22 protein-coding genes and 1 tRNA gene are annotated in these 22,969 nt (G+C 41.9%); 11 read left to right on the top strand and 12 right to left on the bottom strand.

Going from position 1 to position 22,969, the window contains the following annotated elements; genetic code table 11:
- Positions 1-28 precede the first annotated feature (28 nt).
- From speB to CWI76_RS11110, 8 genes are all read left to right on the top strand, one after another.
- Complete coding sequence (gene speB / locus CWI76_RS11145) at positions 29-979, top strand: agmatinase (RefSeq protein WP_241968026.1); 951 nt, start codon at positions 29-31, stop codon at positions 977-979.
- Positions 979-2,886: a biosynthetic arginine decarboxylase gene (speA, locus tag CWI76_RS11140; protein WP_126760433.1), complete on the top strand. Its 1,908-nt coding sequence runs from the start codon at positions 979-981 to the stop codon at positions 2,884-2,886. Before speB ends, speA begins: the two co-directional genes overlap by 1 nt.
- A 105-nt stretch (positions 2,887-2,991) precedes the next feature.
- Positions 2,992-3,067 (top strand) — tRNA-Phe (locus CWI76_RS11135).
- A gap of 173 nt (positions 3,068-3,240) precedes the next feature.
- Positions 3,241-4,440, top strand: a complete 1,200-nt coding sequence (locus CWI76_RS11130; RefSeq protein ID WP_126760432.1) for a tyrosine-type recombinase/integrase — start codon at positions 3,241-3,243, stop codon at positions 4,438-4,440.
- Positions 4,441-4,676: 236 nt separating this feature from the next.
- Positions 4,677-5,252, top strand: a complete 576-nt coding sequence (locus CWI76_RS11125) for a Panacea domain-containing protein (RefSeq protein WP_198678618.1) — start codon at positions 4,677-4,679, stop codon at positions 5,250-5,252.
- A complete protein-coding gene (locus CWI76_RS11120; protein ID WP_126760430.1) occupies positions 5,236-5,649 on the top strand; it encodes a hypothetical protein in 414 nt (137 codons plus the stop codon). Before CWI76_RS11125 ends, CWI76_RS11120 begins: the two co-directional genes overlap by 17 nt.
- A 202-nt stretch (positions 5,650-5,851) precedes the next feature.
- Positions 5,852-6,070, top strand: coding sequence for a helix-turn-helix domain-containing protein (locus CWI76_RS11115; RefSeq protein WP_126760429.1), 219 nt, complete (start codon positions 5,852-5,854; stop codon positions 6,068-6,070).
- Positions 6,063-7,241 carry a helix-turn-helix transcriptional regulator gene (locus tag CWI76_RS11110; RefSeq protein ID WP_126760428.1) on the top strand — a complete coding sequence of 393 codons (1,179 nt, stop codon included), beginning with the start codon at positions 6,063-6,065 and terminating at the stop codon, positions 7,239-7,241. Before CWI76_RS11115 ends, CWI76_RS11110 begins: the two co-directional genes overlap by 8 nt.
- Here CWI76_RS11110 and CWI76_RS11105 read toward each other — a convergent pair.
- From CWI76_RS11105 to CWI76_RS11085, 5 genes are all read right to left on the bottom strand, one after another.
- Positions 7,210-8,088 (bottom strand): DNA-methyltransferase, encoded by an 879-nt coding sequence (locus CWI76_RS11105; protein WP_126760427.1) that lies wholly within the window; start codon positions 8,086-8,088, stop codon positions 7,210-7,212. The two genes, CWI76_RS11110 and CWI76_RS11105, sit on opposite strands and share 32 nt — an antisense overlap.
- A 100-nt stretch (positions 8,089-8,188) precedes the next feature.
- The gene (locus CWI76_RS11100) at positions 8,189-8,746 is read right to left on the bottom strand and encodes a recombinase family protein (RefSeq protein WP_126760426.1); all 558 of its coding nucleotides are present in this window, start codon (positions 8,744-8,746) and stop codon (positions 8,189-8,191) included.
- Between the two features lie 136 nt (positions 8,747-8,882).
- Positions 8,883-10,181: a HEPN domain-containing protein gene (locus CWI76_RS11095; RefSeq protein ID WP_126760425.1), complete on the bottom strand. Its 1,299-nt coding sequence runs from the start codon at positions 10,179-10,181 to the stop codon at positions 8,883-8,885.
- Positions 10,182-10,203: 22 nt separating this feature from the next.
- The gene (locus CWI76_RS11815) at positions 10,204-10,485 is read right to left on the bottom strand and encodes a helix-turn-helix domain-containing protein (protein ID WP_126760424.1); all 282 of its coding nucleotides are present in this window, start codon (positions 10,483-10,485) and stop codon (positions 10,204-10,206) included.
- Positions 10,486-10,579: 94 nt separating this feature from the next.
- A complete protein-coding gene (locus tag CWI76_RS11085) occupies positions 10,580-11,341 on the bottom strand; it encodes a hypothetical protein (protein ID WP_126760423.1) in 762 nt (253 codons plus the stop codon).
- A gap of 124 nt (positions 11,342-11,465) precedes the next feature.
- Between CWI76_RS11085 and CWI76_RS11080 the strand changes: the two genes are divergently transcribed.
- Positions 11,466-12,245: a hypothetical protein gene (locus CWI76_RS11080; protein ID WP_126760422.1), complete on the top strand. Its 780-nt coding sequence runs from the start codon at positions 11,466-11,468 to the stop codon at positions 12,243-12,245.
- A 649-nt stretch (positions 12,246-12,894) separates the two neighbouring features.
- Here CWI76_RS11080 and CWI76_RS11075 read toward each other — a convergent pair.
- From CWI76_RS11075 to CWI76_RS11040, 7 genes are all read right to left on the bottom strand, one after another.
- Positions 12,895-13,437 (bottom strand): rolling circle replication-associated protein, encoded by a 543-nt coding sequence (locus tag CWI76_RS11075; RefSeq protein WP_126760421.1) that lies wholly within the window; start codon positions 13,435-13,437, stop codon positions 12,895-12,897.
- Positions 13,438-13,771: 334 nt separating this feature from the next.
- On the bottom strand, positions 13,772-13,951 hold the full coding sequence (locus CWI76_RS11760; protein ID WP_126760420.1) for a helix-turn-helix transcriptional regulator: 180 nt from the start codon (positions 13,949-13,951) through the stop codon (positions 13,772-13,774).
- 268 nt (positions 13,952-14,219) lie between these two features.
- Entirely contained in the window at positions 14,220-14,417 is a 198-nt protein-coding gene (locus CWI76_RS11810; protein WP_126760419.1) for a helix-turn-helix transcriptional regulator, read from the bottom strand.
- 332 nt (positions 14,418-14,749) lie between these two features.
- Positions 14,750-15,238: a hypothetical protein gene (locus CWI76_RS11060; RefSeq protein ID WP_126760418.1), complete on the bottom strand. Its 489-nt coding sequence runs from the start codon at positions 15,236-15,238 to the stop codon at positions 14,750-14,752.
- A 64-nt stretch (positions 15,239-15,302) separates the two neighbouring features.
- The gene (locus CWI76_RS11055; RefSeq protein WP_126760417.1) at positions 15,303-15,821 is read right to left on the bottom strand and encodes a hypothetical protein; all 519 of its coding nucleotides are present in this window, start codon (positions 15,819-15,821) and stop codon (positions 15,303-15,305) included.
- A gap of 341 nt (positions 15,822-16,162) precedes the next feature.
- Complete coding sequence (locus tag CWI76_RS11045) at positions 16,163-18,880, bottom strand: TonB-dependent receptor plug domain-containing protein (protein ID WP_126760416.1); 2,718 nt, start codon at positions 18,878-18,880, stop codon at positions 16,163-16,165.
- Positions 18,881-18,958: 78 nt separating this feature from the next.
- The gene (locus tag CWI76_RS11040; RefSeq protein WP_126760415.1) at positions 18,959-20,548 is read right to left on the bottom strand and encodes a hypothetical protein; all 1,590 of its coding nucleotides are present in this window, start codon (positions 20,546-20,548) and stop codon (positions 18,959-18,961) included.
- 235 nt (positions 20,549-20,783) lie between these two features.
- Here CWI76_RS11040 and CWI76_RS11035 point away from each other — a divergent pair, with 235 nt between their 5' ends.
- Together CWI76_RS11035 and CWI76_RS11030 are read left to right on the top strand one after the other, a co-directional pair.
- Positions 20,784-22,064, top strand: a complete 1,281-nt coding sequence (locus tag CWI76_RS11035; protein WP_126760414.1) for a hypothetical protein — start codon at positions 20,784-20,786, stop codon at positions 22,062-22,064.
- A gap of 24 nt (positions 22,065-22,088) precedes the next feature.
- The gene (locus tag CWI76_RS11030) at positions 22,089-22,880 is read left to right on the top strand and encodes an SDR family oxidoreductase (RefSeq protein ID WP_126760413.1); all 792 of its coding nucleotides are present in this window, start codon (positions 22,089-22,091) and stop codon (positions 22,878-22,880) included.
- Positions 22,881-22,969: the final 89 nt, after the last annotated feature.

The raw sequence follows: 22,969 nt of genomic DNA, 5'->3' as shown, positions 1-22,969 counted from the left end.
CCTGTTGAACGAACGGAGGTGAATCACCTTGAGTCAACAAAGCCCAAATCAAATGACCGCTCAGACCAAAGTTGCTGAAGCTGTAAAAACTGACGCGCCAGTGCGCGAGTTTTTTGGCGCAACCACCGATAATGCCGTGTACACCAACGGTACGCATATTATTGGTTTCGGTTTTGATGGTACAGCATGTTTTCGTAAAGGAACACGTAACGGTCCTGATGGCCTACGCGCGGTGTCGGAAGATATCGAAAGCTATTCGCCATACCTTGATGCCGATCTCTTTGATCACCCGTTTTACGATTTGGGCAATTTATCGCTTGGCTCAAGTGATGATGTGGAAGCGCAGTGGCAACACGCTAGCGACCAATTTGATGAGATTTTCCAACCGCTCGACCTGCAAGCGAACAATGTTCGCGTGTTAACGCTTGGCGGCGAACACTCTATTTCGTATGCGCCAATTCGCAAATACTTACAACAGTACCCTGATTTAGTGCTACTGCACCTTGATGCGCACGCTGATTTGCGTGACGGCTTCTTGGGCTACCATTACTCACACGCCTCTATTATTCGTCGCTCGCTTGACCATTTTGGTCCGGGCCACGAACTCATTCAGTATGGTATTCGCTCAGGCACGCGCGAAGAATACCAGTACATGAACGAGCACGGCACGGTGCGCAAGTCACGCAAAGATTTCTTAGACAGCGTGGCAGCTATCGCTGACGACCGTCCAATCTATCTCACGTTGGATTTAGACTACTTCGATCCAGCATTTTTACCAGGCACCGGCACACCGGAGCCAGGCGGGGAAGATTTTCATTCGTACGTAAGCTTAATGAAGTTACTGCGCGGCAAAAACCTAGTCGGTGCCGATGTTGTTGAGCTATCGCCAGAGATCGATCCAACTGGTAACTCTGATGTGTTTGCGGCAAAAATTGTACGCGAACTGTTAATCATTCTGAACGAAAAAGGGGCTCGCTGATGGCTCAGAACTGGACAATCGACGATGCCGAAGAACTCTACGGGGTAAACCGCTGGGGTGCGGGATACTTCTCGATTGGTGCAAATGGCAATATCCAAATCGCACCGAATCACCGTTTGCCTGATGTCACCATCGATATGCAGGAAGTGGTGGATGAAATCTTAGCTGAAGGCATTCAGTTGCCAGCGGTCATTCGTTTTCACGATATTCTGCGCTCACAAGTTGAAATTCTGAACGAAACTTTCGCTAAAACCATCGCTGATGCTGGCTACAATGCGCGCTACGTTGGTGTGTTCCCAATTAAAGTGAACCAAATGCGTGAGGTGGTTGAAGAAATCATCGACGCGGGCGAACCCTACGATTACGGCCTTGAGGCTGGTTCAAAGCCGGAGTTGATGGCCGTACTTGCCTACAACGAAAACCCAAATGCTTTGACCGTTCTCAATGGTTATAAAGACGAAGATTACTTGACCCTCGCCCTACTTGGCCGTCAGCTGCGCCGTAAAATGATCATTGTCATTGAAAAGTTCAGTGAACTTGAAATGCTGATTCCACTGGCGAAAAAACTCGGCGTTGAGCCGATGATTGGTTTGCGTAGCAAAATGATGGTACGTAGCGCTGGTAAATGGGCTGGCTCAAGCGGCGACCGTGCAAAATTTGGTTTAAGCATCACTGAAATCTTAAACATTGTTGAGCTTCTGAAAAAAGAAGACATGTTGCACTGTGCGAAGTTATTACACTTCCACATCGGCAGCCAAATGTCGGATATTCGTAAAGTGAAAGAAGCAGTTTCTGAGGGCGCTCGTTTGTATGCCAAACTCATTCAAATTGGCGTGCCCCTTGAGTATCTAGACATCGGTGGTGGCCTTGGTATCGACTATGACGGCACCAGTTCAACTACCGACTCGTCGCGTAACTACTCGACCGAAGAATATGTTGCCGACGTGGTTTATGGTGTAAAACAGATCTGTGATTTGGAAGAAGTACCACACCCGAACCTTGTGAGCGAAAGTGGCCGCGCCATTACCGCTCACCACAGCTGTGTGGTGACCAATATTGTCGGTGAAATCAAAAACACCGGCGCACAGTTTGATATTAGCGCCAGCGCCGACGAACACATTCTTGTGAGCAACATGCGTGAACTTGTGAACGCTGCGGATATGCACCCGCAAGAACGTTACAACGACGCTGCATCATTCAAACAGAGCGCTTACGAAGCATTCAAGCTTGGTATTTTATCGTTAGAAGAAATGGCGAAGCTCGACACCATGTACTGGCGCATTTTGAGCGAGATTCATCAATCGCTTGATCGCGAAAGCTTCGTGTTCCAAGAATTGGAAGAACTCGAAGACATGTTGGCAAGCCAATACTTGTGTAACTTCTCAATTTTCCAATCGGCGGCCGATACTTGGGCCATTGGCCAAGTGCTACCCATTGTGCCAATTAGCCGCTTAAACGAGAAGCCAGAAGTACGCTGCTCTATAGTCGACATTACTTGTGATAGTGACGGTAAGCTAAGCAAATACATTGAAGGCACCGAAATCAGCGATAATATTCCAATGCATGCGTTACGCAAAGGCGATAACTATTACGTTGGTATGTTCCTAACCGGCGCCTATCAAGACGTGATGGGCGATATGCACAACTTATTCGGTCGTTTAACCGAAGTGCATATTTACTGCCACGATGACGAACCAGGCGACTTTTACATTGAAGAGGTGGTTCCGGGTACCTCAGCTGAGAAAGTGCTTGAAACGATGCAATACAACACTGATTTCATGGCAAAAACCGTGAAGAAGTCGATTGATCGTGAAGTTCGGAAAGGCCACATCGCACCGCGTGAAGGCGTGAAGTGGACTGACTATTACGAGAAGTGTTTGGCCGGTAGCACCTACTTAAAGGTGTAAAACCAATCAAATTGCGTATTTACTGAGCAAACGGTCTGAATTCACCGATTTTCCTTAAAAAAGCGGTTGACTCAGACCCGAAAAACTCGTTTAATACGCCCCGACGCCCAGATAGCTCAGTCGGTAGAGCAGGGGATTGAAAATCCCCGTGTCGGTGGTTCGATTCCGCCTCTGGGCACCATCATTTAGTACCATAATATTACAGGTACGACTAAAGCCAGCATAAACGCTGGCTTTTTTTATGTTTTTTTGTCTGGTATGGTCTTAGTTAGTCCCATTGAATCCCACCCTTTTGGGGGTACTTATAGGGGTATCATTTACTTGTACCCCTACACATAACTAAGAGTAACAGCGATGTCTTTAAACGATACCCGTCTTCGCAAAGCAAAAGTTACCGCGAACCGTTTGTATGACCGAGATGGTTTATACATACAGGCCGATACATCTAAATCTAAATATCGCTATTGGCGATTAAAATACTATCGACCTGTGGATAAGAGAGAAGATGTATTAGCGCTTGGCAAATATCCAGAGGTATCACTCAAAGAAGCTCGATTGAAGGCCGCAGAAGCTCGTTCGTTATTAGAGCAAGGGATAGATCCAAAAAAACACAAAAAAGCTAGTAGAGAGCGATTACGGCGTACTAATGAACGCAGTTTTGAAAAGGTTGCTTTGGAAGTTATAGACAATCAAGAGTTAACAGAATCTACTCGCTTTAAAAAACTCTCTCGCTTTAAAAACTATGTTTTTCCGCTCATTGGTAAAGAACCGATTGAAAAGCTCTCTACTCCAGATCTTGCAGATGTTATCAAAAGGCTTGTAGCAGCTAAAAAGCACGAAACAGCTCGAAAAGTAAGACGTGAATTAGACCAAGTGTTTATCTATGCTACGCAAGCTGGATACGTGACTACAAACAACGCACAGAACTTAAGAGGTATTGTTCCGACAACAACAGTAACGCATAAGCCCGCGATTACTGATCCATCAGAGTTTGGAGTGCTACTGACCAAGATAGATAACTATAATGAACATTCAATAGTCGGCGCAGCCCTCAAACTAGCTCCTCTTGTATTTCAACGTCCGGGCGAACTAGTAAGTGTCGAATGGACAGAAATAGATATGGAAAAAGGTTTGTGGGAGATACCGCCGGAGAAGAAAAAGGAAAGGAAGCATATGTCGGGCTCACATATCGTGCCATTGAGTGAGCAAGCTTTAGATATTTTAAAGTTTCTGAAGCCAATTACAGGTAATCGTACATATGTTTTTAGTAATCAAAAAAATAATGATAAACACATCACTACAGCGGCTGTGATAAAGGCGCTTCGTTCAATTGGGTATGATACTAAAACAGAACAATCTGTACATGGCTTTAGAGCTTCAGCTCGAACTATGCTTGAGGAACAATTGAAGTATTCGTACACGCTCATAGAGCAGCAGCTATCACATACCGTCAGAGACACTCATAAACGAGCCTATAATAGAACACAGTTTTTAGTTGAACGCACCAAAATGATGCAAAATTGGGCTGATTATTTAGATAAGCTACGAAAGTAAAAAGCGATTTTGAATTAAGGCCAATATGTAATACTTTAAAAGCCTACTTAAATTTTTTTCGAATATGTTAACGCAAGAATCAACACAATCAATCATCGAAACTATATTCTTATTACTAGTTTCTGATTACTTATTTTATACAAAATGTTGACATTCCAATTTATTTGGATAAAGCTCAAATTGATAATCATTTGTTGTTGGTGTACAATTCGCGACCACTTTTTATGGGTTTGATTATGCTAAGCAACGATGTTTTTGCGAAAGCTTTGCTTCAACGAGCTGAAAGTAAACACATTTCGGTTGACAATTTGAAGCTTCAAAAGCTGACTTATTATTGTCAGGGATATCACTTGGCAATCTATAAAGAACCTGCTTTTGATGGCGAGATTTGTGCATGGGAACATGGACCCGTTGTTTCTGAGCTCTACAACACCTATAGAGGTTTTGGGTCTACGTGTATCATTTCACAAGCCGATACAGATTACTTTTCTGAAATTAGTGAATCTGTTCAACATATTGTCGATTGGGTGTTGGAAACTTATGGTAGAGTTGGCTCATGGACTCTCCGCAATAAAACTCATCAAGAAAGGCCGTGGCTTTCACATTATGATTCTGAGACTTGTAAGGCGGACAACAGAGTTATTACTCATACCGAGTTGCAATCTTTTTTTAAGGAAAATCTAGTGGCAGCTCAAGACTCATACTTAGCAGCACTTTTAGATAGTGTCGAGTCAGAGGCTATAGACGTTCCTGAACATATTCAAAACGAAGATCAATTTTACGCTTGGATTATGGATGATTCACAAAGTTAAAGTTAGCAACAATTGCAAAAAAGAACTTCAAAAATTGGATAAAGCGCTTTCAGATTGTTTGTGGCGAAACTTCATACAACCAATACAAAACGGGCTAGTTCCCCCAGAAGAACTTCAAGGCAAATACAAACCTAGTTGGGCGGCGAACTTCTTAGGTTCTCCGATGGCTGAAGCTTTTCGAAAGTGTGCAGAAGAAAATAACCTTTATCATTACCACATCGGTTATCGCTTTTATCGCACTGGGAACGATCCAGACTATCCGGGTGATGTATCTGAAGGAATAGCGCACACTCGATGCGAAAGGTATCAAGATACCTTTCAACACACCGTAATCAAACTATGTTCAACCCATAGTTCTCCATTTACTATTCCTCTCGCAAATATAAAGGATGAATAGAGCTCATCAGTTGTAACTGACTAATTGCTAAAACATACCAAATACTAGTCCACAATTGTCTTTCTAATTCATCCTCAACTAGATTCCACCAAAGCTATTGTCTTTAACCCAGTAAACAAAATGGGTGAGCCCCTTCCCTACGACCAGTAATGGTGCTTATAGTCCGTGGACATATAATCATCAGAAGCATTTTAATGGTCACATGAAAAACTTCTCAATATTACAAACATTCGGTTCGAACATCAGAAGTCTTAGGCGTGCACAAAACATGTCACAAGAGGACTTAGCTGACCGTAGCGGATTAGATCGATCATATTTGGGAAGTGTTGAACGAGGCGAACGCAATATAAGTCTGATAAACATCTTGAAGATTGCCAATGCGTTAGGTATTTCAGCAAAGGAACTGTTTAACGATGTCTAATGAGCAAATTCATAAATTATTAAAGGAATTTCGTAGATTACGGCTAGAGCGAGGAATTACTGCGGAGCAACTCGAATCCAGACTAATATTGGGAACAGGTTGGATAGAAGATATTGAGGAAGGGAATGTTTCAATTACGCTTGAAATGTTTTTTGCGCTGCTCAAGGAGACCGGCATCACTTTAAATGACATTAGCAGTGCGGTTCTTGATAATACCAATGAAATAGAAGTACCTAGAGCAATTCGTGCTGAACAACATGGTAAGAATTTAAAAGTACTGTTTAAATATGCCAAGTTCGATTCTCAGTATTTACTACACAATGCTTCGCTTGAACAATTCAACCAAGTATTAAAGTGCTTACGAGATGGTTTATCTAGACTAGTAACAGCAGATGAACAAAAGAAAGAAGCGATAAAAACAGAATCGGTCGCTAGTGCTTTTAAACTTGCCGTAACTTTATGGCCTAAAGCAAACCCGTCTGATCTTTGGTGGTTCGTTGTTTATAGAGCCTATCTTGATCAATTTAATCATCCATCTATATATTCTCGTATGAGTTTTGAACAAAGCTGGAAACGAACTGGTGGTTGGGCATTGGAAGAAGTCTTAGTCCGCCATTATGGTCCGGCGCTAAGAGAGGTCGGTATAAATTTATTTATTGCGTCAAAGGATCAAAGGATAAGACTTCTCAGTCAAGCCAATATTTCAGAACGACTCGAAGCTGACAAAGCTGACGTTTTGCTTACCGGAATTATCGATGGTGTAGAAATTTTCTTCGGTATCGTTCATGTAAAAGCTAGTTTTGCAGAAAGACGAACAGACGATGTACCGATGAGCAAAGCATTAGTTGATGCTGGCTATGTATCTCCACTTTGGACTATGGATTGCAAAAGTTCCCCTTCTGTCAATCCTAATAATAAAGGGGAGCTTGGCGCGGTTAAAACTAAGACACTTGACGTAAGAAGCGCCAAGCGTAAAGATATTGAAGATGATGGGTATTTTTCAGCTTGTTTTTCATATAACACAAACACAATAGCGACACCTGAAAGCCAAGATGCCGCCGCTCGTATATTTGTATGTAACTTCGCTTCTCCTGATGCCGATGACTTTTTCAACTATATAAATGAACGGTGGCAAATATTTAAGAAAGACTTAAAGGCAACTCAGAAATAGCATTTTGAATTCGCTCATTAGATGCATCTACTTGCTCATGGTCAATTTCAAAACCAATGTAAGAACAACCTAATTTCAAGGCAGCGAGTCCAGTTGTACCTGATCCTGAAAACGGGTCGAAGACTACAACATCTTCTCCAGTCCGACCAAATGCCTCAATACACCGGATCGGAAGCTCGAGAGGAAATCTCGAGTAGTGCTTCTTACCATCTATCTTTTCGTTCCCAAATTCCCATACACTTTTAACTGGTGGACTAGTTCTAAATTGATGGCGTTCATGCTTTGCAAAAAGATAGATTGGCTCATGCTGACGATGCGGCCTTCTGCACCTTCCTTCAGGCATAGCATTTTTCTTCTTCCATAAAACTTCCCCTCGAAATAAATACCCTTTGTCGGAAAGTCCCGTCACCAGTCGATATGTTAGTGCAAGCAAGTTGCCGTATGTAAGCCAAGGAATCTCTTTATCGATAAATGCCTTTCTTTTAGCCCTATTTTTTGTATACGCTGAATTTTCTGGATTAAGCCCACTTTTATCGGCACCAAGTGAACTATATACGTGATCTTCTCGACTCCAATTAACTGGGGTATTATACGCATCTCCGATATTAATCCACATGACTCCTTCTTTTTTAAGTTTTGGAAGAAACCTCGTAAACGTATCCACTAGAAAATCTAAATACTCCCTAGGATCATCTTCGGTACCTGTACCTTCAGATGTTCTCTGCCCCCAGTATGGAGGACTAGTGACTAAAATATCGATACTTTCGTCAGGAAGGAAATCAATTAAATGGTTGCAGTCTCCGTGGTGAACTTGGTTAAGAGTCAAGTTTCCTAGTTTTTTCGTCATTAATGTATTCCCAAAATAGTATTTAGATTAAGCAGATTAGGTTTTCTACATTCGATTAATATCTTGCTATTGGCGTCGAATGTAAATTTGATAGAGCAATTTATTTTTTCAGACTACACGAACGTTTCACGGATGAAATGGATATTCCGAAATGCTCGGCTGTTTCTCGAATACTTGCGTTATTACAAACTCTCCAGTCTCGAACGCTTTGGTCGTCTATAGATTTACGTCGACCTAACAGCTTGCCTTTTTCTCTTGCATTTTTGATCCCTGCCATCTGGCGAGCATAAATATTCTTGCGTTCAAGTTCGGCTAATCCAGCCAACATAGTGAGAAGTAGTTTACCGTGATCAGTTGTAAGATCGAACCCTTCTCTGAGAGATATTAAGGCCACATTTTTCTTATTTAGAACTTCCACGGTTTCAAGAACATCGATTGTGTTTCGCCCCAATCGATCAATCGCGTATACGACTACGGTGTCACCATCGCGAACAAACTCTAGTAACTCACCTAGTCCTTTCCGCTCTGAACCTTTTGTCAATCCAGAAGTAGAATTATCTTGATACCATCGTTCAATTTTAAATCTCTCATCAATCGACATTCTTTGAGAATCATTCGACTGTTGATCCGAGCTAACTCGCAGATACCCAACGATCAAAGCAACTCCTTATTTGGCTCATAAATATAGGCTCAAATAGTAACACGTGGCTCAAAAGATATCATCAATTTTGAGCCAAAAAAATTGTCCGTATCGAATTGGCTCACAAGGTGTACTTTTTGAGCCACTATAAATATCAATTGACGGGGTATTGCTTCAGGATATCTGGAGCTTGCGATAAACAAGCGAATGCGAGTTTTTCAATATCTTGGATGGGTTCTGTCTTAAAATGACGATGGTAGGAGTTATAGTCTTTCCATTCCTCAATAAGTCTACTTCCGCCATGAATTAACTCATTTCGCAAATTATACAATTTAGGAAATTTTTCTATCCATTGATTTGGTTCACTTAAGCAAGGAAGCCGAGATTCAATCGATTCGTATACGGCTCTCGATTTACCAAATAGAGCATCTAAGCAGATGAAATAATAGATAAATGCGTCCACGCCGGAAAGGTTTATAGCTTGATTTAAAAAGTGCGCTCCTTTGTCTAATCTATCTCGATCTGCCTTCTCAAGTGAATTTCTCTTCCGATACCAGGTTTTTACTAAACCAATTTTTTCAACGCTTAATTGCAATTCATCTCCATAGAACGGGTAGAATATGCCTAAAGACCCTCGAATTGGACTCATTCGTTGATTTTGATGGGGTAAAATTACACAAGCAGATGAAGGGATCTCACCAACTTTAGTTCTCATGCATGGAAGGCTATTAGCTAAAATCACAGAAAAGAATCTTCGAAGTTTAATATTAGCTTGAATTTTGCACTCTTCATCTGTTCCAACTGTTTCAACCACACAGAAGCATTGATAGTCTTTATCCATTAGCAAACTAGGTAATCGAGGTAATTTAAGATGATCTTCTTTTGGGTTTAATTCGTCTACAATGTAGCCCAGCGCACGAAGTTCAATCCAGATCTTATCATCATCTTTCTTTATGAAATGTATGCCGTCTGATGCAACTGAAAAGGAAGTCCCTGTAATTCTTGGTGCTGTATATGCAACTAACTTCTTTTGCGATTTATTTTTGAGGCTACAAATAATCTCCCTATATAAATATTTCCCCATCTCTTGTGGGTTCGATGACAATCTGCTTTCGAAAAGACTAGCGCCACTAGCTCTTGTAATCATGCGGCGATCGAATATTTGTGGGTCTAGACAAACTTCTTGAAACGTTTGTCTAATTGATTTGATTATTGTCGTTCGATGATTGCTTGCTAGGAAGGTATGTTCTTGTTTTAACATATCAGAAATTTCATCTAAAACTCTATCAGCTCCCTCAATCTCCCACCATGATAAAATCGTTTCTCCAGCGAATCCGACGCCGTTATTCTTTCCTGCGACAAACTGTGCAGGATAGATTTCTGAATTGTTAGGCGCTTTAGATGTAATCAGCTTTGTTACTTCTATTAATTTTCTAACTATTTTTGAAGACATTTGTCTAATCCATCATCTGCATTTAGATATTCTCTACTTTACATTCTGAATAGATACTTTGAAGCTTATTCCGATTCCTGATGTAGGTAGGACTTTGTCTATTCAATTTCTGTTTTATATTTGGGAAAACTTCGTTAACTGATTTTTCAAGTATGGTCGCTATAAAATAGGCGACTCCGAAAGATTTTGCATTTCCGGATATTACTTTGGATATTAGGCTTGGACTTTTTCCCATAACCTCAGCTATCAAAGTTTGTGAATAGCCAAGCTGGTGTAGGGATTGGTTAATATCTTCGGGTTTCATCTATTACGCTCGTGTAATTTTTTTTCTTTTATACACAGCGAAACTCATAATACCAATCCTATATTTTTGTACTACATCGACTAACCTGCCCTATTTAACCTTTCATACTCGGGTGGGTATATTGGCGACTTGGACGTTTTCCCGTGTAGCTGCGACGATCTAGTTCGTCATGTAAATCCTTATAGTAGATCGAAGCCCCTCTAGCGCCATTTATAGTCGAAGGACGAATTGAGCGTAGCTTTTCCATTTCAGCTAGGATCATATCTGTACTTTTTGCATTTGGAGATAAATTCTTTTTGATTCGAAAGTCGATAATTTCAGCAAACCGCAATGCAAGAACATTTATAATTTTCTGATCAACTTCAGTCATCGTCACTTCGTCAATGACCTGATCACCGAAACTATCGTTTAGAACATCTCGAATAGATGAGTTATTGATTTGCATCTCAGAGCGGATTCTTTTAGCTAGTAATGCGTATTCGTCTTCACAACCATTTTCTTTGCAACACGTATTAGCCGGATCTATTTCGAAAAGAACTTGCGCCAGCTCTTTTTCGAACAATGGTTCTAACTCTTCAAAGTGCTCTATAGCCCATTGTAAGGCCTTTTCATTACTACTTAGGTCAGTTGGCTTACCATTACTACCTAATGGCGTTACACCTAGCTGTAGGCGTCTCCGCTGTACAATTTCAATATAATCGCGGTGCATTGGGTTCGTTCCCTGACGCCTTTCCTTACTTTCTAATATCGAATCGTAAACAAAGTCATATTCTTCAGGAAAATTACAATTGTACAAAATATCGGCAACGCGCTTAATCAGATTTTCTAGCGGCGTGTTGGATTTCAAGCTTTTCAAAAGTCACTCCTTAGAATTAGAGTACCCGTTTAATGAAAAATGATATCAAAAACAGGTTGTTAACCATTTTACAACATGGCAGGATTGATTGCTTCCATAAATTTATAAAAGTAAAGGAGGACTTATGAGCTTAGCAAAAGCAATACCCAAGGTTATCGCCGGATCAGCAATGGCTGGTATCGGTTTAAGTCTTGGAAGAGACATTTACAAATCATCTAAAAATAACAATGGGTTGATATTCGCTGTCATCTTTTTAGTTCTTTCAGTATGGCTATACATACAATCTTGGACATGGCTATTTAGAAATTACAAAACAACGGCGGGTAGCATTTTTGCTAGAGTATTCTCACTTCCTACATTATTGTTAGGAGCAATTTTCACGGCTTTTAGTCTATGGGTCCTAGGCGCACTAATTGGCATGATTTTTATAGATGAAGAAGCTCAAAATCCGTTAATGATCTACACCGTAGCTTATTGGATAGCAGAGAATATTTTACTTCCCCTTACTAACTCAATTTTCTGGCTACTCGGTGGTACAGGGTCTGACGAAATACTTACTCCGCAAAATGAACAACTAACACGCGATCAGTTAGCCGCGTCGTTTGCAGTTTTTGGAATTGTATTGTTTCCATATATCGGTATTAAAAGAGGTTTGAAACAACGCAAAGCTAGAGAACAAGCGTGGGAAGCAGAACTACATAATATGTTGTTCATGAACGAAATAGGTCTACAAGAAGTTGGTGATAAGCAATTTGTTGATGAAGAAGGTAATCGATATCGTCTAGAAAACGAGTTACGGAATATGATCGAACTATTCCCATTAGGACGTAGAAACCGCAGAGCTTACCTAGAGTTCGATGAGACAGGTAAATTTACAAACTGGACTGGTATAGTAAAAATATAAAAATAATACCTTATACGCGCATTAAGAGCGTTCTATTGCGCGTTTTCTATCACATTTTAATGAGTTAATGCAGCTAACGGTAAATTACACCGGATGCTCTTAGGTTTCTTGTTGAACTTGAAAACAGCGCCACGATTAGTAAATTCAAGATCATACAAATGATTCAGGTACTTATAAATTTGATTACAAAAGCGACGGTAAATTTTTGTTTTACGAGGTGAGTTAGCTTCAATTACAAATTCTTCTGGTTGTAGTTTAGCCATTTCAGTGACTATATTTTTCAAAACCAATTTAGATAGTTTAAAGACATTTATTGATTGATTTATCTCGTGGTATATATGTTCTGGATCCTCTCCAAACCAAACTAGACCTGATTTTGATAGGTAACGATTACCGTAAGCTCGATTAATAAATCCTAAATGGAAACTAGAACCATTAAAGCTTAAATTATAATCAATTCCGTCGATAGTAAGCGTTTTACTAAAACCTGTATTTTTTATAACAACCTCCAATAAAAACAGTTGGTTACTATATCATTTTGAACAAAATTTGTAACTAATTAGTGGCTTTAAAAATTACAGGTTTCAATAAAATTATAGATATATTTTATAGGTGGCTTCGCCACTTGGCCTGCTACGCAGCCCAAAACTTATCTTCTACACTCTACAGGTAATACATGTTCATTAGCATCCCAGTGGGTAATGAAGAAATTTGGATTATTCATATTTGAATATTTTGTGACATATCGACAAGCAGCAGCATTATCCTTTTTTACTTGTACTTGTTCTACTTGTAAATCTACTAGTTTATTTTGATAACCAAACCTTTTTCTAAATTCCCAAAAATTTAATAATTCATGTGACGCATTATTTAATAGGCGTTTATTTTTATTCGTTTGTTTTACATCATGTGGAGGCTCACTTAGAAGTAAATGAAGATGGATAGCTCCTGTAGCATGTCTCTCGACACTACCAAACATCATTAAGTTTTTACTTTGATCAAAGTGCTTTGCTGCATGTCTTCCGTATAATTGCTGTCTTAGATGGTTTACTAAAAGTTTTATATGTTTAGCTACTCTTTCAACACTAGTAACTTCATACCGATAAGTTAATGTAATAAACCATCTAAAATTATCATTATAATGATTAGTAATTGCTGTTTTAATCTTATTGTTCACTTCATATTCAGTCATAATTAATCCTAATTTAATTTTCAATTGGCATTACTAAGATCAAGGCGATGAATGGCTACCACGCCGTTTTCATACCTGTAGGGGTTATTTTAAACAAAGCTAGTCCAAGCAACTTTCGGGCTCCGAGACCGACTCGTCAGCTATTTCAGGTTGCCATGAAGTACCTAAAACTCACCGGCACTTAATGTTATTTAGTAGCGCGTTATGAGGATTCAGGATTTTTTTTGAAATTATTTTTTAAGTGATTAAAAAATAAGGATTTTTAGTAGTTATTCTTATTGAGGTAATTGGGTTTGAGTTAGCATATAAACCGTGTGTAGGTATAAATAGGTTGCTAATCTGAATACTGATTAATGGTTTTAATCCATCTCTCGATATCGTCCTGACGCCAACGAACTGCTCGTCTACCCAATTTAATTGGTTGGGGGAATTCCCTATATCGCATCCATCTGTAAATTGTGGACTTCGAAATTTTTAGCTGAGCTTCTAAATCAAATATTGTTATAAAATCCATAGAGTTACCTCATAATACTAGTTGGTTACATTAGTATTTAGTTGGCAATCCATACCCCACTTAGGCCATTTATAACGGACACACCTAAATCCTAGGCATTAATCTGAAGCCCAAGATTATAAGTGTGTTTGAAAGGTTAAAAACTCAGGGAGGGTTTAACTTGCTTTATAAATTATATCTTTAAAGGGGTTAGCAGCGCTGAAATTTTACACATGCACACCCGAACGTGACATTTGAATGGTGAGGCATTCAAAGTCTGGTACATTGCCTAATGCATATGCATTGATTTGTTCTTACTAACCGAGCCAGTATTTTTATCCCATTCTTCAACTTCATTTTTGTTCCATCTAACTAGTCTTGGACTAAATCTTTTTGGTTCTGGGAAATCACGTTCTTTTATCCACCGATAAAGCGTACTCTTTGAAATACTGAAATTTCTTTTGACTTCACGAATATCTATATACAATTTCGATACCTCTTATCCTTCTAGTTGTTGCGTAATTGCTATACAATTTTACCATGCTGGAAAACGCCGATAAACTTTTATATAAAATAAATTCGAAAGCATAAAGGCTAGAATTTTAGGGGTACTTTTGGGGGTATCAAATAACACATTCAAAACCAAAAGCCTTATAAAACAGATGTTTAAAAAATAATTTCATTCCGCCTCTGGGCACCATTATTCGAAAAGCCTCGCTAACAATAGCGGGGCTTTTCTTTTTGTGGCTTTGTGTCAGATTCTTTTTTGAATTCACCAAAGTATCATCCTTGATTCGTCAACAATGCAAACTCCCCACATCAACCGGGCCCCTCTTTGGCTGATATAAACTTTCTTTCTTTATCGGGATCCATAAGTTCGCTTTTATCAATATAAATACCAAGAGCTAACTTAACCTTTTGAGCTGAATAGCAGTTTAGAATACCTTGGTTATTTAGTGCGGCATCATGTCCATTTGACAGTCCTATCAAATTACTCGATCCAGTTTTGATATTCTGAATTGTTGGCAACCCGAACAATTTACAAGTCCATTTATAGGCAGGAATCAACGCCATATTTGCCTGCAACTTTGATGAGAGGATTCTAAATTTCTTAAATGCGTTATCCTGATGTTCATCTATTCCCATCGCCTTGGGGTTAGCATAGATGTTGGCATAGAGAATTAGATCATGTGAAATTTCAGAGATGGTGTTTTTCATCATGTGAACTGGTTCAATCAATATTTTTAAAGCCAACTGTCCTGCAACAAATGTCATTGCCCCCGCGACAACTGTAAAAAAAATTTCCACTTATACCTACTCCTTGTAGCTTAACTCTCTAGGCGAATAAGAATGCAATGTCCAACACTCGATATCACTCATAGGTGATAATAGACGCCTCGCAACTTGAGTTACCAACAATTGCCATTGCAGTGCCAACATTCATTCCGCCAAATCCATTTTTTGCTCGATATTTCATATAGAGCACATGATTGCCTTTCTCGTTCACGGGCGTAATTTTAGTTTCAATATGCTCAAAGCTACTTGGGTCTCGCAAGCTCTCTTTAACGTTAACTTTGACGGAAGTGTGAGAACCATCCCATGCACTCAAACAATGAAAACCTTTGCGCCTATTTTCAGCTCGTTCTTTTGCTTGTTGAGCTAAATCCTCTTTTGTTGGCTCATCATCGGCCAACCAACTATATAGTCCGTAAAACAATCCAACTATGACCAGGCCAGCTATAACTTGTGCGAATGCACCACCAGTATCGTTTGATTTATTCTGTTGCCTTGCTCTTACTCCCGATGGCATTATTTTGGTTCCGCAACTAAAACAAGTTCCTATGTTCGAATCCACCGGTGTATTGCAATTGGGACATTTTACAATAGCCATAATCAACTCCATTGATCTTCTTAAATACATAGTTATGAATTATCACATCCATTTGGGCCAGCGATTATATCCAATATCAGGACTACCGAAATATCTGAAACTTCCCACACTGTCTTTACCAATATAAATTTTCCCTGTGGGATATGAAATCATATAAATCTGTTTCATTGTTTAGTCTTACAATAATACTCATTTAATCAGTTGTCATATGGGAATAACTATAGCTCAATCAACGTGATTACCGAAATTTCAGTAACTTTACACTGTACCAGATTCGTACCAGCAACAAACGAAAAAGGGCGCATCCTGCGCCCTCTCCTTTCGTCATTCAGTGCTGCGAATTAGAACTCGTAGCTGTAGCTTAAGCTGAACACTTGCCCTACTTCGCGGGTTTGTACTATGACGTCAGACTGCGTGACTTCTTGATCTTCGCCAAGCAAGTTTTGCACTTTGAAACTAATTTTCGAGTTAAAGTCTGGGTAATAGTTGTAAACCAAATCAAGTGAGTGGAACGGTTGTTCGTAAGCATCACCACGGCCACCGATACCAGCCGCCAAAATGCGCTCACCAAACACGTTGTACACTAGCGAGCTTGAGTGATTGCCGTTCAGTGAATCGTAGCCTAACTGGAAGTTAGCCACGTACTTTGAATGGCCTGTCATGCGCTTGGTTGGGTTAGTTAAGTTACCCGCTAGCGCTGGGTCAATCACTGCTTCTGAGTCACTTAAGGTAAGGTTACCAGCGGTGAAGAAGCCGTCAGCCAGATAAGCAAGGTCATGTAACCACTCGAATTCAACGCCGTATACCTCAGCTGAAATACCGTTCACGTAATTCAACGTGTACTCTTCGTCACCCACGCTGAGTACTGACTCAATTGGCTTTTCAATATCCTTGTAGAAAGCCGAGATTGTGTAGTTATCACCGTTGTCAGCAAAGTACTCGAAACGCGCGTCTAAGTTCGTCATTGGGCTGCTTTCAAGGCCCGCACGACCGATGGTACGAATATCGGTAATTGGGTCGTAGTAAGCAACTGGCACAGTTTCACGAATATCAGGGCGCACAACCGTTTCAGAGAAACCGAAACGTAACTGGTAATTGTCGTCGCTGATATAGGTTAACGATAATGCTGGATAGAAATCATCTTCCACGGTGGTGCCGTTTAAAATACGATTAACCGAGTAGAATGTTTCCAGATCTTCACGGGTGAAAATCAAGCTTGAAGTTGCCAATGACACTTGTTTGAACTCTTCCCAACGCACACCACCAGCTAAACGCCAGTTGTTAGTCAGGAACGCATCAAACGAGCCGTAAAACGCATCGATTTTCTGCACAGCCATGTAATCGTCGGCGTCTGGCGAAGTTGGCTCACGATAAGACAACAAGAAGTTGTTTTCAGCAATGCGCTCGTCGGTCAGATAATCCGTTACACCCAACACATCGTTCGCGTCTTCGTTAACAGTTACACGCAAGCCTGAACCGTTATCCATAGCGAAGCGGTCAGTTGTGTAGTAGCGCGCCTTGTCAGTAAAGTCGTAGCCCGCTTTCAACTCAACATCCATGCCGGCAAAGTTGGTCGGTAAGCTGAAGTTACCGCTGTACGATTTCACGTTGTCTTGCATATCTACGTACTGATACACCGCGCGGTTATCATCACCGGTGACAACAGTCGCTAAGTACTCACCCTGGCTGCCATATAAATCATCGAAACGATACGAAATATCCGTTGGGATATCTGTTTGCGCTTCAGATTCAGTGTATTGCCAGTCAAAGCCGATACCCCAGTAGTCCAAGAAAGTATGCTGACCACGAATTTGGTCGATATCGAGTGTACGCTCTTCATATTTGAATTCGTGTTCACGATTAGCGATACCAGAACCAAAGATAGTTTTTAGGTTACTACCATTTGGACTTTGCATAATACCGAACTCAGACTCATCTTCAGAGTCGGTCAAATACAACTTGGTGTAGCTCACACTGTGCGTATCAAGCTCATAGCCGACACTAAATACACCGTTCAAACGTTCTGTTTCGGTGGTCAGTGTGGTTTCACTTAAGGTGTTGTAGCACGAGTTTGAAACTTCTTCGGCACTGTTCAGTGTGGTCGCACAGCCATCAGTCGCATTCTCACTCAGTACCGCATTGGTGCGTTCAGACACATCCCATTTGGTGTCGTAGGCACCCGCCAATAAGAAACCAATGCTACCGCCGAAATACTCCTCGTCGAAGCTGTTACCAATACTGGCTTTAATGCTGTAGTTCGGATCTAACGAATCGTCCTGTAGCGCGATGTCACGCGGTAAAGATTCTGCTAATCCGGCGTTAATGGCTCGCGCTTGGTCACTTGCACTGCCGGTTTCATTGCTAACCAGACCGTCACGGCTCACGATATTACGCAAACTGAAATCACCACGATACTTCACAATCGCTTCGCGAATGTTTTGCGGTACGCCTGCTTCGTTACGGTTATACGTGTAGCCATCCGATGCATTGGTGTTGTGACCAATGCCAACCTCAAGGTTTACTTGAAAGTCAGACGGGAGTGATTTGGTACGAATATCGATATTACCGCCACCAAAAGCTGCTGGCATGGTCGGCGAGAATACTTTCTGTACCGCTAAGCTCTCGATAATGGTTGATGGAATAATATCGAGCGGAATAACGTTACGAGTTAAATCAGGGCTAGGAATGCTCGCGCCGTTCAAACGTGCACTTGAGTAGCGCTCACCTAAACCACGAACATAAACATATTTACCGTCAACAAGGGTCAAACCTGTGACACGACGTAATGCCGAAGCTGCATCGCTATCGCCGGTTCTTGATAACTGTTCAGCACCAAGAATATCTGCCACGAAGGCTTGGTTCTTACGCTCGTCAACAACAGCTGCAGCGCTGCCTTGTAAACGGGTACCTGTGGTTACAACTTCTTCAATCGCAGTATCCGCTGCGGTTTCGGTTGTTGCTTGCTCGGATTCTTGCTGCTGCGCGTACGCCTGACCACTCGCAAGAAGGGCAATACTGACCGCTAGGGCTAGCGGCTTGAGTTTATAATTGGTGCTCATCGTCAACTCCTGCGTTATCGGTAATAGCAGGCGTGCCATAAGCACGCCTGCCATAGATTGCTATGCAACAAGTTCGTATTAATCTTGTTCTGCAGCAGTTAACGCAGTTTCAACCCACTGATACCATTCAGAAGAAGTGTCTGTGCTTGAAACCGCACCAACATAATCAACCGCTTCAAAGAAGCTGTTACCTAAACCGCTTAGGTCGTTGGCAGTCACAGTGATATCAGCTGATGACATGTCAGTTGCGAAACCATCTGAGCCAAATACTGTTGCGTTGCCACCGATGCGCTCGTTCAAGCCACCGTTGTCGAACCAGTCTTGACGGCTCGTACCATCAGCAAACAGGTCAGCCGATGTAAATTCGTTTTCAGCAACACAAGCCATCGCTGAGTTGAAGAAGTTCAAATCACCAGCGGTTACACCTAACTCACCATCACCAGTAAACAGGATGCAGCGGGTATCGTTGGTTGCAACGTCAGTTTTAACCAGTAAGAAGTTATAAAGCTGACCTTGGAAGTTATCGTCAAACTTCATCGCTGTTGATGGATCGTTGTCACGCGTTGATAAACCATCAGTGGTTACAACAGTGACGTTAGCAATGTTTGGACGTGAGGTTGGTGCTTGTGAGTATTCAGCGCCTGAGTTTTTCTCACCGTCAGCTTCAAAGCCGCCGTTACCCATGAATACGTCAGTTCCGTCAACGTTTACCGTACCGTGTTTGATGTACAAGAACTGCGCGTTACCCTGCCAGCCTGCATCGATATCGATTGAATCATCTTGGGTATCTGTAACAACAATACGTTTGATATCAGCTGCACCACCGAAGAATTCGATACCGTCATCGTAACCTTGGTGAATATGGATGTACTCGTAAGAAGAGCCTGAACCTACAGCGTTCAAGGTTAATGAGTTCAAGTCATCGCCGTCACCGCCAGCACGTGGGCCTGAACCAGCGTACCAGATTTTTGCATATTTCATTGAACCGCTATCATCAGCGTTATCATTACCGCCGTAGTAGCTTACGATACCTTCAGAAGCAACGTTACAGGTTCCTGCATCACGCTGTGCATCAGTACACTGGTTGGTGATACCTTCGCCGTTTACGATAATGCCACCCCAGTCAGCGAAACGTGGGCCGTTACCAACGACGTCAAAGCGGGTGAAAGCATTCGCAGAAGTGAAAGTGATTGGCTTATCAAAAGTACCGATTGCATTTAATTTTGCACCACGAGCAACACGAATGATTGCTTCACCGCTGGTGAAGGCTAACGTCGCACCTGGCTCAACAGTCATCACTGGGCCGTCTTGGTTAATCGTACATGACGTGGTGGTATCACAATCTTCACCAATCAATAATGCGCCATCAAATACGTGCACACCGCCGTCTGGTAATTCTGCGAAAGTAATGTCTTCAGTAATTTCGACGTTACGGCTCGCAAACTCAAGGTTGTATTCACAATCGCGGCCATCAAATGCGCCCTGTACACCATTGTTGGTTGCACACAGGTTATCGTTAGTTGTGTCACCGCCTGAATCGCCACCTGAGCCATTATTTACAACGCTGTTATCATTCACTGTCGGGGTAATTTCGATATCGCCACCACAACCGGCTAATGCCAATGCTGAAGCAACGGCGGTAACTTGGAAAAGAGTTTGCAATTTCATTGTGTTCTCCTGGAAGGAACGAGTGTAAGTAATTAAACGACGCAGGCAGATTAGTGAGGAGGCATGACAAATTTGTGACAAATTCGTTTTATCATGAAAGATTCATTGAACCGAAACAGAACTGTCACGGTAAAAATAAGGAAAGAAACGCGAAGTTTCGATGAACAATGTGGAGCAGTAGCAGAGCGAGTGCTACATTGATAATCAGCAGTAAGTAAAATGAGGTTTATATAACGTGCGCTATTTCATTGTTATTGCGGTTGCAGTGCTGGGCCTATTGTTATGGTTCGCACCAGCCGATTCTCAAATACGCCTCATTACCTTGAGTAAATCAGAGATTGGTTGGACGGTAACCTACCAGTTGAATGAACCAGTATCGCAATTAGAGTTCGTGCGCTCGCCTAACAATTCTCGAGCGACTCGTTGGCAGCCATTAACTGATAATATTGAGATTGCTTGGCAAAACGGTTCGGAAGTAATTCGTAGCCAAAACGGCGAACCGTTTACTGAAGCCGCTTTTACCCTTGATGCGAGTTATACCACCCTCCCGAAAGACTACGCACCGTTTTCTCCGTTTAGTGACGGCGGCATGCTCGTTCATACGGCACGCTTTTTTGCCTGTGCAGAAAGCTGTGGCGCCGCACACCATGAATGGCCAATGGCCGTCAATTTAACCACTAATGACTATATGCTGGTGGATGGTCAATTACGACTTGGCTTCCACGAATGGCTCGATAGAGACAGTGGACGCGCCATCTATATTGGCTCGCAACCGCCGGAAACATTCTCAGCTCTGGTCGCTATCATTGACCCTGCCCTGCCTTCGTCATTACGCCAAAACATGATTACGGAGCTACCGATGATCATGAGTTACTATACCAAGGAACTGGGCGCACTCTCACAAACGCCGACATTATTCGCCTCTTACAGTGACTTTGACGGCAGTTATTACGGGCATCAAGGCGGTGTTCTGCCGAATCAAGTGTTTATGCATTGGTATGGCGAGCAGGCACTGGATAACGTCGATGAGCAAAATACCTTATGGTTCTTCGCGCACGAAATAGCGCATTTGTTTCAGGGCGCTGGGTTAAAATATTCGAGCTCAGATGAAGCTTGGATTCATGAAGGCGCCGCCGAATTGATGTCGTACCTTTATACGGATGCGAAGTTAGCGAAGAGCAATCAGTTAGTACAAGATGCCGTGCGTAAGGCGCAAACAGAATGCGTCGCATCGTGGCCGGCAAGCGAACCGTTTGTGATTGTTGGCCGAATTAACTTTAAAGCGCATTACAGCTGTGGCCTAGTTGCCAATGCTGAGCTTCATGCGCAACTGCAAGCCAATGGCATACGGTCAGGTATCTTTGCGCTATGGGAAACCTATTCAGAATTAGTCGCTGATGGCGCGGCGGCCGATTCCGAAACCTATTTTGCCGCCTTTGAACAGTTAACCGGTTACGCCTCAATGTCGCTTCGGCAATTGATTGATCGACCAGTATCTGCTTCTATAGCTCCCTAAAGTAAAATTATTCAGGAATTTCATATGAAACCGCAGCGAATATTTATCACTGGCGGCGCCAGCGGCCTTGGTTTTGCTCTTGCTCAAATTTGTGCCAAAGGTGGTTGGCGTGTTTGTATTGGTGATCGAGATATTGAACGTGGTGAAGCAGTCATAGGCAGCCTACAAAAGCTACAACGCCAAGCCATGTTCATGCCCTGCGATGTCACTCGTGTCAGCGACCTCGAGCAAGTCGCAAAGAAGCTCGAAGAAGAATGGGGTGGTGTTGATGTGGTGGTGAACAATGCGGGGGTCGCTCAAGTCGGTCAACTCGCTCAAACCACGTTGAATGATTGGCAATGGATCATCGATATCAACTTATTAGGCGTTGTGCGCGGTTGTAAGGTATTTACCCCGATGTTCAAACGCCAAGATCATGGTCATTTTGTCAACGTAGCATCAATGGCTGGACTACTTGATGTACCCAACATGAGTGCTTATAACGCCACCAAGGCGGCTGTTGTGAGCCTATCGGAGACCCTGCAAAACGAGCTTAAAAAAGACAATATTCACGTGACGGTGGTGTGTCCAAGTTTCTTCAAAACAAATTTGGGGCACGGCATGCGAACCTCTATTGATGGCATGGAGCAGAAGCTCGATAAGCTCATGCGCTCAAGCAAATTGAATGCAGTTGATATCGCACGCCTAATTATGAAGGCGGTCGACAAGAAGAAAACCCACGTGCTTCCGCACCGCCAAGGTCGAATGGCTTGGTACATGAAACGGTTTTTGCCGCGTAGCTGGTACCAGAAACTACTCTATTCACGAATAAAATAATCAGCACATCCGTTTTTATATAACGCCCTCTGCTTGAGGGCGTTGTTGTTTAAATTTCAGACAGCACACCTTTATATACGCGTTCTTGT

It is taken from the genome of Pseudidiomarina marina (assembly GCF_003987045.1).
In the GTDB taxonomy this organism is placed as follows: domain Bacteria; phylum Pseudomonadota; class Gammaproteobacteria; order Enterobacterales; family Alteromonadaceae; genus Pseudidiomarina; species Pseudidiomarina marina.
Note: the sequence above shows the minus strand (reverse complement) of the source record. Positions and strands in the feature narration are given on the sequence as shown.